Annotated in this window: 16 protein-coding genes; 1 reads left to right on the top strand and 15 read right to left on the bottom strand. The window is 39.6% G+C overall.

Annotated features, from left to right (window positions below; all coding sequences use genetic code 11):
* Positions 1 to 17 precede the first annotated feature (17 nt).
* From DAHG_RS06595 to DAHG_RS06525, 15 genes are all read right to left on the bottom strand, one after another.
* Positions 18 to 836, bottom strand: coding sequence for a PTS system mannose/fructose/sorbose family transporter subunit IID (locus DAHG_RS06595; RefSeq protein ID WP_022937555.1), 819 nt, complete (start codon positions 834 to 836; stop codon positions 18 to 20).
* On the bottom strand, positions 836 to 1,630 hold the full coding sequence (locus tag DAHG_RS06590) for a PTS mannose/fructose/sorbose/N-acetylgalactosamine transporter subunit IIC (RefSeq protein WP_022937554.1): 795 nt from the start codon (positions 1,628 to 1,630) through the stop codon (positions 836 to 838). Before DAHG_RS06590 ends, DAHG_RS06595 begins: the two co-directional genes overlap by 1 nt.
* 13 nt (positions 1,631 to 1,643) lie before the next feature.
* Positions 1,644 to 2,141 carry a PTS system mannose/fructose/N-acetylgalactosamine-transporter subunit IIB gene (locus DAHG_RS06585; protein ID WP_022937553.1) on the bottom strand — a complete coding sequence of 166 codons (498 nt, stop codon included), beginning with the start codon at positions 2,139 to 2,141 and terminating at the stop codon, positions 1,644 to 1,646.
* A gap of 17 nt (positions 2,142 to 2,158) precedes the next feature.
* Entirely contained in the window at positions 2,159 to 2,569 is a 411-nt protein-coding gene (locus DAHG_RS06580; RefSeq protein ID WP_022937552.1) for a PTS sugar transporter subunit IIA, read from the bottom strand.
* Between the two features lie 127 nt (positions 2,570 to 2,696).
* The gene (locus DAHG_RS06575) at positions 2,697 to 3,596 is read right to left on the bottom strand and encodes a hypothetical protein (protein ID WP_022937551.1); all 900 of its coding nucleotides are present in this window, start codon (positions 3,594 to 3,596) and stop codon (positions 2,697 to 2,699) included.
* Positions 3,597 to 3,610: 14 nt separating this feature from the next.
* Positions 3,611 to 4,669, bottom strand: a complete 1,059-nt coding sequence (locus DAHG_RS06570) for an HTH domain-containing protein (RefSeq protein ID WP_022937550.1) — start codon at positions 4,667 to 4,669, stop codon at positions 3,611 to 3,613.
* Positions 4,670 to 4,684: 15 nt separating this feature from the next.
* A complete protein-coding gene (locus tag DAHG_RS06565; protein ID WP_034456743.1) occupies positions 4,685 to 5,380 on the bottom strand; it encodes a biosynthetic peptidoglycan transglycosylase in 696 nt (231 codons plus the stop codon).
* 29 nt (positions 5,381 to 5,409) lie between these two features.
* Positions 5,410 to 5,619 (bottom strand): YneF family protein, encoded by a 210-nt coding sequence (locus tag DAHG_RS06560; protein ID WP_022937548.1) that lies wholly within the window; start codon positions 5,617 to 5,619, stop codon positions 5,410 to 5,412.
* 43 nt (positions 5,620 to 5,662) lie between these two features.
* Positions 5,663 to 6,043 (bottom strand): hypothetical protein, encoded by a 381-nt coding sequence (locus DAHG_RS06555; RefSeq protein WP_022937547.1) that lies wholly within the window; start codon positions 6,041 to 6,043, stop codon positions 5,663 to 5,665.
* 58 nt (positions 6,044 to 6,101) lie between these two features.
* Positions 6,102 to 7,280, bottom strand: coding sequence for a SpoIIE family protein phosphatase (locus tag DAHG_RS06550; RefSeq protein ID WP_022937546.1), 1,179 nt, complete (start codon positions 7,278 to 7,280; stop codon positions 6,102 to 6,104).
* Positions 7,280 to 8,950 (bottom strand): [Fe-Fe] hydrogenase large subunit C-terminal domain-containing protein, encoded by a 1,671-nt coding sequence (locus DAHG_RS06545; RefSeq protein WP_022937545.1) that lies wholly within the window; start codon positions 8,948 to 8,950, stop codon positions 7,280 to 7,282. The genes DAHG_RS06550 and DAHG_RS06545 overlap by 1 nt, the downstream gene beginning before the upstream one ends.
* Positions 8,947 to 9,291 (bottom strand): (2Fe-2S) ferredoxin domain-containing protein, encoded by a 345-nt coding sequence (locus tag DAHG_RS18970; protein WP_084744396.1) that lies wholly within the window; start codon positions 9,289 to 9,291, stop codon positions 8,947 to 8,949. The genes DAHG_RS06545 and DAHG_RS18970 overlap by 4 nt, the downstream gene beginning before the upstream one ends.
* A complete protein-coding gene (locus tag DAHG_RS06535; protein ID WP_022937543.1) occupies positions 9,215 to 10,672 on the bottom strand; it encodes a 4Fe-4S dicluster domain-containing protein in 1,458 nt (485 codons plus the stop codon). The genes DAHG_RS18970 and DAHG_RS06535 overlap by 77 nt, the downstream gene beginning before the upstream one ends.
* Positions 10,673 to 10,945: 273 nt before the next feature.
* Complete coding sequence (locus DAHG_RS06530) at positions 10,946 to 11,833, bottom strand: SPFH domain-containing protein (protein ID WP_022937542.1); 888 nt, start codon at positions 11,831 to 11,833, stop codon at positions 10,946 to 10,948.
* 19 nt (positions 11,834 to 11,852) lie between these two features.
* Positions 11,853 to 12,284 (bottom strand): NfeD family protein, encoded by a 432-nt coding sequence (locus DAHG_RS06525; protein WP_022937541.1) that lies wholly within the window; start codon positions 12,282 to 12,284, stop codon positions 11,853 to 11,855.
* Between the two features lie 148 nt (positions 12,285 to 12,432).
* Here DAHG_RS06525 and DAHG_RS18965 point away from each other — a divergent pair, with 148 nt between their 5' ends.
* Positions 12,433 to 13,362, top strand: coding sequence for a diacylglycerol/lipid kinase family protein (locus DAHG_RS18965; protein WP_022937540.1), 930 nt, complete (start codon positions 12,433 to 12,435; stop codon positions 13,360 to 13,362).

Genomic DNA, 13,362 nt, shown 5'->3' with positions numbered 1-13,362 from the left:
TGCCACATCCCCTTTCTTTAGAATATACCTACAAATGCACCTAACAGTGAAATAACTAATATAATCAAAATCAACGTTGTAGGTCGAATTCCTTTTTTAATTAAGTGGACAAGCCAGAACAGCAAACATACCGATAAGAACCCTGGGAATATTGAGTTTAATACATCCCCAACAACTAATGATGTCTGACCAATATTCAATGTCCAATTAATTGGCACATTAACCATTTGTGCCGTCATCGCACCTACCATCATGATACCTAAAACAGAAGCCGATTTAGTAAATGCTCCCATCAAACCTGAATTAAATATCATATCGATAAATGATGTACCATAAATATAACCCCAATTTACAAAGAAATATTTACAGACTGATTGTGAAACACCATAGATTAATACAAATAAAATTGAACCTAAGATATTTCCCTCAGCGCATAATCCAATTCCGATACCGGCAGCGATGATACGCAGGCAATTAAAGAATAAACTGTCAAACATACCAGCTGTTGGTCCCATCAAAGCTGCTTTTACACTTTCAATTGTTTTGCCATCCACTGAATTGTTTTCTTTATGCTCTTTTTCCATTGCGTAAACAAGGCCAGCGATAAAAGCAAATGGTACAGCATGTGTATTGAAGAATTGCTGTGAACGTGCATATGCTTCTCTTTTCCCTACTTCATCATCCTTATAAATATGTTCAATTGCAGGAATCAACGTCATCGTCATACCGTTTGCTTCCAGCTTAACCATATTCGCTGAAACAAAAGTTAAATGTGAGCGAATAAACATCGACCTGAGAATGCGTTTTTCATCCTGATTTAAAGTTTTCTTTTCCATTAGAAGAAATCCTCCTCATCGCTGATCACCTGAGACGATGATGTAATCTGATTTTTTAAGTCCACGATCCGTTTTTCATTCATAAACATCGTTATCGCAATTACAATACCAACAATAGCAATTGGCAGCGTTCCCATACCTAGATAAACCACCATCACATAACCCAAAAAGAAAAAATAACCAATTTCTTTTGACCAGATCATTGATGTTAAAATTGCAAAACCGACCGCAAGCATCATACCGCTGGCAGCGCCTAAGCCAGTCATGACCCAAGCTGGCAAAACCGCTAAGAAAGCCTGCAGACTTTCAACCCCATAAGCTACTGCAAAGAATAATACGACAGCACTGACAATCGGTGTCAGCAGATTGACTAACATGACCTGTATTTCAAAATTTTTAATATTGCCGCTGCCAGCCAGCTTTTCCCAATAAGGCGATAAAGCTCCCCAGACTGGTGTAAACAATCCATTAATTGAAGCCATTGCTGTTCCAATTGGTAACGATAAAGCGAGTCCGGTTTCCATATCGGCACCAGTTAGAACAGTAAACGCAACTGCAATGATACTGCCCGTTGTTACATCCGCAGGCACTGAACCGCCGATTGCTGAAATCCCCATAAATACTGATTCCAAAGCCGCTCCCATTACAATTCCAGTTTTAAGATCACCAAGCAGTAATCCCGCTAACGGCGCTACTACTATTGGCCGCATTAAACATTGCCATGATAAAATATACGTATCAAGTAATAAAATAATCCAATAGAGAATACTCAACTTCATTGCATCGATAATCATAATGCCATCCTCCTTATTTAATTTTCAGCACTTTTGCTAATGGTTCCGGATAATCTTCCGGAGTTGTTTGATAAACACATTCAATTCCAGTTTGAATAATCTTTGCGAAAATTGCTGCTTCATCTTCATATGCGTATAAATTACTGCCATAGGCGCATCGCTGAAGATTTCCCTTTTTCTCAGCAATTCTTCCATAATTGCCAATATTGATTCTAGGAATTCCTTTTACCTGTTCAACCATCTTTAATAAATCAACAGGATTGGCCACTATCAGCAATATTTTCAATTTATCTGAACGCGGATCATTGATTAAACGAACCGCATCATCAATGCTTTTAATTGCTACCTTAATATTAGAAGGAGCAGCCATCATTAATGATTTTTGAACAATACTATTGGCTGCTGCCGCATCATTAGCTACAATGATACGATCCACACCAGTATGTTTCGACCATTTAATAGCAATCTGTCCATGAATCATGCGTTCGTCTAAACGTATTAGATTAATCATTCTATGCCTCCTTTCTTTTAGAAAAAATCATCATCAAAAAATTGTGTTTGGTCATCTTTTACAATTAATAATGCTTTGCGGCTATTTTCAACTAGCTGATTCATTGCCTTTTCATCCAATGGTTCCAATTTCATTGCCAGCTCTAAAATCAAAGCTAAATTTACCCCTGTTATCAGTGTAGTATTTTGATGCTTCAAATAAGTAAACATCGCTTGATTGACACTGCCGCCATATAAATCTGATAATAGAAATACCTGATCTCTTTCATCAACATTGCGATAGAAATCATCCAATTTAGATTGTACAGAATGTTCATCAACGTAAGCATCAAAAATAGTAACATTTGATGAATCACCTAAAAGGATGTCCAAAGAGCTTTTAAAACCACTGGCTAGATGACCGTGTGTAGCTAAAAAAATTTTAATCATGTGCCTTCCTCCTGCCCTTATTTTCACATTACAGGCAGCCTATGTAAACGCTTACTTTTTCATTCGATATCGTGAAACTCATGCTTTTTCACGAATGCTGATGAAAAAAAAAGCGGAATTGCTTCCGCTAAGACTGATTCTCAATAATATCGTCAAATAATTGATCATAAGCGGCTGAAGTATCGCTAAGCATCAAATCAAAATAGCCATCATTTTCAATCAGCCGATCTAATATTGAATTAATCAATTTAATCTTAGATAAATCATAACCATAATCTATGGATACTACTATTGCATACTTGGCAAATTTGCTAACCCGATAAAATTCAATAAATTCTTTCTTGGTATGAGATATATCACAAAAAATAATTAAACACTGCCGTTTAACATAAGAAATGAGTGAGTTTTTCCAAAGGATAGCATTTTCAAGTTCAGTCAATTTACTTTCTGCCGCATGACGAAAACATATACATTTAACCAATGCATTAAAATTATCACTTACCACATCTTCTGTGATCTTAGTAATTCGCTTCATAAAATCCAATATATGACGATCATAGCCAGATTTAAAAACTTTCCCATAAAGGTCATCCTGGGCTAAGCTAGTCATTGATGTGTAAGCAACAAATTTAATTGGATAACGTTTGTAGTAATCATTTTTATCACAGATTACACAATCAAAATCGTCGAAATTCAAGCTTCGCATCTCATAAAGATTTAATACAGCAAGGCTTTGAATATAACGGCTGAATTTCTTGTTTAAATCATTGGCTATATAGCCTGCGACAATTCTGCCTGCCGTGGAAACAACAGCAATATTTTGACGATGATACTCATAATTCACCTGTTTTAGAATATATTCAAAAACAGAAGGAATAATTGATAGATTCATGACGTTGACAGAACAATTCATCACACTGCTTAGATGATAAATAAATACCCGCGTTAATTCTAAAGCCAAGGGCGTGAAATTATAATTCTCATATTTTGAATAGATTACCAATTGAATTTCTTTATTTGAATCCAATCGATGTCTGAGAGTCAAAAGCAACACAATAGATAAGAAATCGCGTTCAAAGATGCAAATAACTCAGAAGCAAATAATTCTTGCCAAACCGTATTTTTCAAGCAGTCTAATGTACTTTGTAAATTCTGTGATGCTTTTAATAGATAGACTGGTGGGATGGTTTCAACATCACGATGCCGGCTTAAATCGATATCACGATGCGTCAGCAGCATGCGTGTAAATGCTATAACTTCATTTTTGTCATACCATTTACCAGCCGCAATCAGCGGATCATTGAATATCTTTTGTACTACTGAATATTCGTATAGTTTTTCTGTTTCGTCAATCTCTTCATCAGTAAAGGCGGATAATCGGCAATTAGCTGCATTGCGTCTTTTTGCCAAGCATATATAAGCTGAAAGTTTTTTGGTTGATAAATCGTTAATGACAATTTGTTCAGGACGCAGAATATTTAAGAATGCATGCCGAATATTTTCATATTCCTGATCATCTTCATAAAATAAGGAATTAAATTCTTTCACAAGTAATGCATCATCAAGACCATAATAATTATCACAAAAAGCTTCAAGCATTGCCTTACGGCGCTGAAGCTCACTGCCCTTGACCTGAATTGCATCATTTACGACTTTCAGCTTTAAATCATAAGATTGAAGAAATTCACGAATCCAGTCAAAATCACGTCTAAGTGCAGACTGTGTCAAATGTACTTCATCTAAGAGATCCGCATATTCTAAAGAAGGGACTGCGAGTATTTTCTTCAAAATAAATATTCTCAGCTTTATGCGGCCAACATCTTTATCAAAGAAAAACTCATAGCTGCGCTCAATCATTAATTTTAATTGATTGCCTCTCCCTTGATCCTCAATAATTAATTGATATCCGCGGCCTGGAATTGATTCAATAAAACCAATTAGTTCTTGGCGCAAATAAGCATTTAATGATTTGATATCTTCCTTTATGGTACGTGAACTGCATTTTAAATTCTCTGCTAATTCTTCAGAAGTCAGAAATGTTTGTTTAGATACAAAAAATTCATATAGAATTGCAATATACCGTCCAGAATACAGATCCATAAGCTTTCCTCCTGATTACTCCCCCTTATTCCTCATCACCGCATCCATTTCAGCCTGTGTGATCATGCCTTCCTTCACCATCGCACTCAGCACTGCCTTCTGCTTATATATTGTTTTCATCGTTAAATTGCTTAACTGCAAATAAGCCGGTGACTGCGGAATACCAGCAAGTGTAGATGCCTGATCTAAATCAAGCTCTGCTGGTGATACACCATAATAATTATATGCTGCATCATAAATGCCGAAATTATTGTCCCCATAGTTAATAATATTAATATAAAGCTCTAAAATCGTATCCTTATCATAACGGCTTTCCAAATCATGCACAACAAATAATTCAGAAAACTTTCTGATTAAAGAGGGTTCATAACCAAAATACATATTCTTAGCCAGCTGCTGCGTAATCGTAGAACCGCCGCTGTTTATTTGCTGAGTAAAAATAAGATCCTTGGCAATTCGCAGCCACGCGATGAAATCAACACCGTGATGTTCATAAAAACGCCTGTCTTCAATAGCAACCGTCGCATCTTTCAAATAATCAGAAACCTGCTTTAATGATACATATTTTTCATCCGCCTGGATTTGTGCAACCTTATCCTCAATACTGATTGATTGTATTGCTGTTTTATACTGAAAATAACCTAAAGTAGTAAAAATCAGCACCACCGCCAAGATCAAACAAAGAATAAACCGTATTAACTTCTTAATCATAATTTCAAAAAAACACAGCTAAGGCTGTGTTATTTGTTCGCATTCATCGATTTCATGATCTGTTTGATCTGTGCCTCAGATGGTTTACGTCCCATTTGTAAAAACATTGCACGAATCATTTTCTCATTGATTGGCGGATTTTCTCTCAATTCTTTTTCAAACTTCTTCTTGGTGAAATAGAACCCTAATGCTCCACCAATAATAAGACCCAAAAGCGTATATAATATAGACTCCAACATAGGTATACTGCCTCCTAACATCATAACCTATTTTACACGATTTTCACCGCTTTGACAATACCCCCAGCCAGTGAACACCTTGATTTTCATCAATGACACACCAACATCTTTCATATCGAAGCAGATATTCAAGAAATGGATTATCATCTAAGGTATTGGTGATCAGCAGATCTTCATATACCGTTAATGAATAATTTTTTCTGAGATATTCATTGCGTAAATAAAGTGTATCTGCTTCTGTACAGATACACTGATCCTCAAAGAATGAACTGCAGCCAGCTAAAATTGTTTCAAAATCATGAAAGCGAAAGAACGCCTGCTTCTGATTGCGGTCAGCATTGGCCAGCGTATGCAGCAGCACTTTATCATTTCCCTTAAATATTTTTGCGGAATCATTAATACACGCAATTAATTGAATACTCATTCTGATCACCCACTCCTTATTTTAGTGGAAACCAAGAGCGGATTTTGTCGAAAAACGACTAAAATTTTTCAATTGTGACAATTTTACCTAATTTTTTTAACTCTTCACCCATTTTTTCGATGACCTTGATCTTCTGACTGAGTGAAATCGGCGAATAATTGATTGAAGCATGAGCAATATTATCGGCGGTTCCTAAAAGGAAGTGAACCGCTGTGCAGTCGCATAAAAGTGTGTGGGCCAATAAGAAAGCCCCATCGTTACGGTCTGCTTCGATAAATTGCTCATAGTAATCTCTTGATTTTGCACATTCCTCAAGATACTGCAGTGCCTTGCCAATCGTCAATGCACCCTCAGTAACCAAATCAATTCCCTTGATTCTGGCAATCGGCGGTACATCACCGGTAAAGCTAAGCAGATCATCCATTTTGATTTCTTCATGGAGATAACGTGAAATGATCTGTGAAGTCGTGCCGCCACAGACAATTTTCTTGCCGGTAGCGCTCATTAGTTTACGAGCTACAACCTCATCATCTTCTTTATTTACCGGCGGGCCAACCATCATCATTGTTTCTTTTGGCTCAAGAATATGCGCAACTGCTACCGTGGAATCATCTCCCGGCAGTCCCTGATACAGATCATTAACCGCATGCAGCAGATTCCAAGTCGTCGTTCTGGCATTATCGTTATAATGCTGCATCGTTAAAAGATGCTGAGTGATTTCTTTCTTATCCCAGCCAAAATTCAAAATTGAACCAACCCCGGCATGAACGATGCCGTCAGAAAATAAAATCAATCGATCTCCGGGTTCAACCATAAAATGCGCTTCCCGAACCTTCTTCTCTGAATGCACATGAATTTCTCTTTCAAAAGTACCAGCCCGGCTGCCCTGCAGAAAAATCACATCAGGACTGTCATACTCCGCCAAATAAACACGGCCGTCATAAAAAATCTGGACGATGATAAAGGTCGAATAGGCAACGCCGCGTTCACGGCACACCGGCAGCGTAGCCGTGATTGTCTGAATGGCTTCTTCAATTGTTGTTCCTTCCGCAACCATCGTTGATAAGATTTCAGAAGTAAGCGTCGCTAATATATTTGCTTTTACCCCACTGCCAAGACCATCGGCAAGCACTAAAATGCAGGAATCCGCGTTGCGGACAATTTTCACCCGATCACCGCATAATTCCTCATACTTCTTATTTAAAGAAGCGGTATATGTCTCAACATGGATATTCATCACTCCGACTCTCCCTCAATCGTCTTATTAAGGTTAGTCAATACGACCTTTGTCTCAGCGGTAGTCTCACCAAGCAGCGAAGCGATTTCCTGAACCACACGCATCTGTTTATCAATAACCTTTTGCGTGGAGGCAATCGTATCACGGCGCAGCTGTTTCAGTTTTTCTTCCTGCTGCATCTTTTCGGTCAGATCCATCAAAATGATAAAGCTGGCATTTTCTTCCTTAACCGGAATAACAGCATGCTCAATCACCTTACCGGCATCGGGATATTCCTCAATAAAATATTTAACCCCATCTAAATGATCCAGCACATCACTGATCTGTCCAGATGGCAGGATGGATTGAATATCAAATCCCTTAACACTGAAATTCTGCAGTTTTAAAAGCTTAATCGCCGAAGGGTTAATCTCTTTTACTTTCCGGAAAGCATCAAGCACAATAATACCATTCGGTGTATGTTCAATAATTAAATTAGAAATAGATTCTGCATTCTCTAAAGCGTATGGCAGACAATGCTTCGGATCACTCTTGCCAAGCAATACCGCAATTGCCTTTTCACGGCATGTATCATATCCGCAGGCGCCGCAGTTGAGCTGTCTTGAATAATCCGCCTTGCCCATCGACTGCAGAACTTCATCAATTGCCGCTTCACTGAATTCAGGCTGATCAACATGATCATCCTGCCATTTAGCACTCACCGGCAGCGAGCAGTCCTGATAATCGATTTTCCCAGCTTCCTCAGCCTTTAAAATACGCGTTTGAGCCAGCCATTCATTTTCCTTGTAAGCATATAAATACGGGCCGCCCAGACAGCCGCCTAAGCAGGCATTCATCTCAAAAAAGAATCCTTTAAGATGGCCGTTTTCAATTGATTGAAGCGCCGTCTGACAGCGTTCTATACCTTCTACGGCTAATCGCTTATAGCCGCTGAAATTATCAATCGTCTTAATAATACCGCCGCTGATTGGATAAAGCCGGGCAATATTTTCCTGCGGCTCAATAGCTTCTTCATCATAAAGCTCCGTATCAAGCAGCCATTCATCCATTTCCGGCATACTGATCACTGCGTCAACACTGCCGGTAAAGCGTTCATCTAATGCTTCATTCTGCTTAGCCACACATGGACTCAAAAAAACCACTTTCGCATTCGGATATTTTTCCTTAAGCATTCTGCCGTGAATAATCATCGGTGACGCGATGGGACTCAGCTGACTGATCAATGATGGATATTTTGTCTCAATCAACCTGACAATAACCGGACAGCACGTTTCAATAATATTCGTCATCGACTGCTCACGCATCAAACCGACATATTGTGACGATACTACCGCAGCTCCCTGCGCGGTTTCTTCAACCGCACTAAAACCCACCTCAAGCAGTGCCTGCTTCAGCTTACTGAAATTAGGCCATACAATTGGATAAGACGGCGCTACTGAGATAACAACTTCTTCCTTAGCCTTAAGCCATGCTCTCACACGCTCAAGATCACTGCGCACCTCTTTTGCACTTTGCGGACAGAACAAGTAACAGCGGCCGCATGATAAGCATTCTTCTTCAATGATTTCCGGGCTGCCGCTTTCAAAAGTAATTGCCTTAGTCGGACAGTTACGGACGCATTTAAGACAGCTTTTACAATTATTTTCCTTTAATGCGATGATTTTACTCATAACAATTCCTTTAATTCAGGTTCAAGCAGATCTACCACATTATAAAGCGTAGCACCCTCAAGAATCTTGCCATTCACTTTAATACCCAGACCTTTCGTACACTGTCCCATACAGAAAGCGCCCTTAAGCTGTACCTTTTCCTCTAAATGATGTTCAGCGATATAATTCTTCAACAACTCTACGACTTCATTACTTCCCTTCACGAAACAACTGCTTCCAATACAAATTTCAATTGTTACCATAACTGTTTCCTCTTTCCTTAGATTATTTATGAAGATTAATTTTAGAGAAATCAAATGTTTCCAGTGTTGCTTTAATCGGTTTATCTTTGATTGCGGCATTTTCTTTAGTCATGCGCTGTTTTACTTTCATTGGATTTTCAATCGTTGCCGGTCCGCAGACACAGCCGCCCGGACAGCACATACCCTCAAGAATATCAGCGTTAAAACGCCCTACTTTCATCATCAGCAGATTCTTTTTGCATTCTGCTGCACCATCGGCATAAAGTGAGGTAATCGCATCCTCATCAGCACATTCCTTGGCCGCCTGTGCAACCGCCTTGCTGACACCGCCGCCAATGGCAAAGCCGCGGCCATGAGCGCTTGGTTCATCGCCTTCACGCGGTTCAACACCTTCAACATCAATATGCTGAGCCGTCAGCATTGCTGCCAGCTCTTCAAAAGTAAGTACATAGTCAACCACTGAGAAGTCTTCCATCGCTTCCTGTTTTTTCGCAACACACGGACCGATAAAGACTACTTTTGTATCCTTGACTGACTTGATATAACGAGCGATTGCTTCCATCGGTGATACCATCTTGCTGACATTCTTTTCATAGATTGTCGGGAAATGCAGACGGGCCATATTCACAAAAGCCGGACAGCATGAAGTTGTCATCTGTACGCCTTCTGCCTTGTGATGCAGCAGATCCTGTTTTTCATACCAGGCAACCGCATCAGCACCGCTGGCAGCCTCATATACCTCATCAAAGCCAAGCAGCCGAATTGCCTGCTTGATCTGCGGCAATGTTGCATTATCCATCTGACCTTGAATCGCCGGAGCAATAATGGCCGTCATAGAAGCCTTGTCACGAAGCTGTTCAACTACCGGCACCATTTGGCTCATATCCTCAATGGCTCCGAATGGACAAACTGACTGACAGGCGCCGCAGTTGATGCACTTACCTTCATCAATCTTGGCAATATTATACTCATCCATTGAGATTGCATCTACCGGACAGCTCTTACGGCACGGTCTTTGCGTCTCAACGATTGCATGGAATGGGCAGGCATTAACACAAGCGCCGCATTCCTTACATTTATCATAATCGATATAGGCAGAATCAGATCCCATCCGCATCGCATCAAAACGACAGGAAGCCAGACAGCTCTTAGCCATACATTTACGGCAGTTATCAGTCACACATATTTTATGAATCGTACAGCCGTCACATGCCGCTTCCAGCACTCTGACAATCTGCTTTGGATTATGCGGCTGATTGCTTACAATCGGTGTTTTGCCAGCTGCCATTCTGGTTCTTTCACGAATGATTTCCCTTTCCTTATAGACACAGCATCGAAATGAAGCCTGACTGGTAGGAATCAGCAGCATAGCTAATTCATCGGGTGTTGATTCACTTAGCCTTCCTTCGAAAGTACGGCGTGCAACTTCTCTTAATACATCAAATTTGAATTGTCTCGCTTCATGTGTAAATAAGCTCATAATTTTCTCTCCCTTTTTTAATTGTCAAATTCTTCACATAGTGGATGAATTCAGACTATACGAAAAACATAACATGAGTTTTCATGTCAATTATATCACATGTTTATCTGCATTAAAACGCTTCTATCTTAAGAAAATGATTTCCTGCATAAAAATTTTAAGAAATTATCCATCCTGATAAACAAGATAGACATCCGCATCATAAATCCCGCATCTGCTTATAATAAATAGTTCAGGCAAAAGAAAAAGACTGCATTACGCAGCCTTGTGTTCTTATAACGTACCTGATTCTTTCACTGAAGCAATCAAGCTGGACAAATTCTGAATTTCACTTGGAATAATCAGCTTCGTAGCCTGTCCGTCAGCTACCTTCTGCAGTGCTTCTAAACTCTTAAGCTTTAAGACTTCATCAGAAATCGTTGCCGCACTCAATACATTTAATGAATCAGCCAATGCCTTCTGAACTAATTCAATTGCCTCAGCCTCACCTTGCGCTTCACGAATCTTCTGTTCCTTAACCGCTTCCGCTCTCAGAATCGCTGATTCCTTTTCACCTTCAGCAATTAAGATTTCACTTGTCTTACGGCCTTCAGCCTGCAGGATTGCTTCACGGCGTTCACGTTCAGCCTTCATCTGTTTCTCCATCGCATCCTGAATTTCACGCGGCGGCAGAATATTCTTCAGCTCTACACGGTTAACCTTAATTCCCCATTTATCAGTTGCTTCATCAAGAATTGCACGCATCTGAGTATTAATTAAATCACGGGAAGTCAATGTGCCATCAAGATCCAAATCACCAATGATGTTACGCAGAGTTGTCGCTGTTAAATTCTCAACAGCCATCATTGGATTGTTGACACCATAAGCATAAAGCTTCGGATCAGTAACCTGAAAATAAACAACAGTATCGATCTGCATCGTAACGTTATCCTTAGTGATAACCGGCTGCGGATCAAAATCAACTACATGCTCCTTCAATGAAATCGTAGTTGCTACACGTTCCATAAATGGCAGCAGGAAATGAACCCCTGTACCCCATGTTGTCTGATAAGCCCCTAAGCGTTCTACAACAACAGCCTGACTTTGATTAACAATCCGCACATGGAATGCCAGGAAAGCAATAATAAACAGCAAAAATAATCCTATAACGATCCAAAACATAATTTTTTCTCCTTTTTTATTAAGCCATCTTCACAAGGCACTTAACACCTTCGATGGATTGAACGATAACTTTCTCACCAGTTTTAAAACAGTGTCCGTCAATGCTCTTAGCAGCCCAGTCCATATTATTGACCAAAATTCTGCCTTCAAGCGTTAATGGATCAAATTCTTTTGTTACTAATGCCAGCTGACCGATGTTGCTTTCTGTATTGGTCGCAACAAACTTGCCGCTCATAAATTTCTTAAGCAATGGTCTTAATGCAATCAGTGTCAATAAAGAAACAATGATAAAAATAATTATCTGATGATCAAATGACACATCGAACAGTGAAACCAGTAATGAACAGGCGCTGCCAACCACAAACCATACAGCTACCAGCTGCTGTGTAATAGCTTCAATTAAGATGAATGCGATACACGCAATGATCCAGAATATTAAAGTTGGTTCCATAATGTCCTCCTTTACATGTCTTATTATAACATTTTCACAATAAATGTATAGCTCTATGACTAATCTGTAAGACTATTCATTCATCATATATGATTGCTGTATATCTTTAAATCAGCTATAATGAATTTAATGAAAAAGGGAGAAGTTTATGAAGCATATATTTATCATTAACCCTACTGCCGGCAAAAGTGATCAGACAAAGCATATCGCAGCGATGGTCAACAAAATATTCATTGAAGAAGCCGTTGAGGGTACCTATCGCATTGAAGTGACAAAAGGCGTTCATGACGCTACCGATATTGCCAGGCACTATGCCATGAGCAATGAGCCGGTAAGAATTTACAGCTGCGGCGGTGACGGCACGCTGAATGAGATTGTCAACGGCATCGTTCATCATGAAAATGTTGAACTAGCGCCGGTTCCCATCGGCAGCGGCAATGATTTTGTGAAAAGCTTCGGCAGTCAGGCTATGGATGCTTTCCTTAATCTGAAAGAATTAATTAAAGCACCAGCCCGCAAGATTGATCTGCTTGAGGTGAATGGTCATTTCAGCATCAATGTAATTAATATTGGTCTTGATTCAAGTATTGCCCAGAATATGGTACGTTTTAAACGGCTGCCTTTTATCAGCGGTGCCAAGGCTTATGATATTTCTGTATTTTATTGCTTCTTAACATCTATTAAGAATCATTTTGAATTGATTGCTGACGGCATTCGGCTGCCGCATAAGAACTATACCTTCGCAGTCATGGCAAACGGCCAATATTACGGCGGCAGCTATCGGGCAGCCCCATGTTCAGACATGCAGGACGGACTGATCGATTTAGTATTGATCCCCTCGGTATCAAGGCTTAAAATTCTGCAGCTGATGAATGTCTACAAGCGCGGTGAGCATCTTCAAAAGCAATATCAAAAGATTGTCCATTACCGTCAATGCCATGAGGTACAGGTAGAAGCTGAGCATGAAATCAACGTCTGTATCGACGGTGAAATCAAACAATTAAAAAACCCTAAAATCATTGTCCACCAACAGCATCTGAAGCTGATTGTGCCATCCTTAGAAAATAAAACGCTGTAA

The organism is Dielma fastidiosa, assembly GCF_000313565.1.
In the GTDB taxonomy this organism is placed as follows: Bacteria; Bacillota_I; Bacilli_A; order Erysipelotrichales; family Erysipelotrichaceae; genus Dielma; species Dielma fastidiosa.
Note: the sequence above shows the minus strand (reverse complement) of the source record. Positions and strands in the feature narration are given on the sequence as shown.

Bases quoted from the DNA above. Each gene is read 5' to 3' on its own strand.
- DAHG_RS06595 (WP_022937555.1), bottom strand. From the start codon at position 836: ATGGAAAAGAAAACTTTAAATCAGGATGAAAAACGCATTCTCAGGTCG.
- DAHG_RS06590 (WP_022937554.1), bottom strand. From the start codon at position 1,630: ATGATTATCGATGCAATGAAGTTGAGTATTCTCTATTGGATTATTTTA.
- DAHG_RS06585 (WP_022937553.1), bottom strand. From the start codon at position 2,141: ATGATTAATCTAATACGTTTAGACGAACGCATGATTCATGGACAGATT.
- DAHG_RS06580 (WP_022937552.1), bottom strand. From the start codon at position 2,569: ATGATTAAAATTTTTTTAGCTACACACGGTCATCTAGCCAGTGGTTTT.
- DAHG_RS06570 (WP_022937550.1), bottom strand. From the start codon at position 4,669: ATGGATCTGTATTCTGGACGGTATATTGCAATTCTATATGAATTTTTT.
- DAHG_RS06565 (WP_034456743.1), bottom strand. From the start codon at position 5,380: ATGATTAAGAAGTTAATACGGTTTATTCTTTGTTTGATCTTGGCGGTG.
- DAHG_RS06560 (WP_022937548.1), bottom strand. From the start codon at position 5,619: ATGTTGGAGTCTATATTATATACGCTTTTGGGTCTTATTATTGGTGGA.
- DAHG_RS06555 (WP_022937547.1), bottom strand. From the start codon at position 6,043: ATGAGTATTCAATTAATTGCGTGTATTAATGATTCCGCAAAAATATTT.
- DAHG_RS06550 (WP_022937546.1), bottom strand. From the start codon at position 7,280: ATGAATATCCATGTTGAGACATATACCGCTTCTTTAAATAAGAAGTAT.
- DAHG_RS06545 (WP_022937545.1), bottom strand. From the start codon at position 8,950: ATGAGTAAAATCATCGCATTAAAGGAAAATAATTGTAAAAGCTGTCTT.
- DAHG_RS18970 (WP_084744396.1), bottom strand. From the start codon at position 9,291: ATGCCGCAATCAAAGATAAACCGATTAAAGCAACACTGGAAACATTTG.
- DAHG_RS06535 (WP_022937543.1), bottom strand. From the start codon at position 10,672: ATGAGCTTATTTACACATGAAGCGAGACAATTCAAATTTGATGTATTA.
- DAHG_RS06530 (WP_022937542.1), bottom strand. From the start codon at position 11,833: ATGTTTTGGATCGTTATAGGATTATTTTTGCTGTTTATTATTGCTTTC.
- DAHG_RS06525 (WP_022937541.1), bottom strand. From the start codon at position 12,284: ATGGAACCAACTTTAATATTCTGGATCATTGCGTGTATCGCATTCATC.
- DAHG_RS18965 (WP_022937540.1), top strand. From the start codon at position 12,433: ATGAAGCATATATTTATCATTAACCCTACTGCCGGCAAAAGTGATCAG.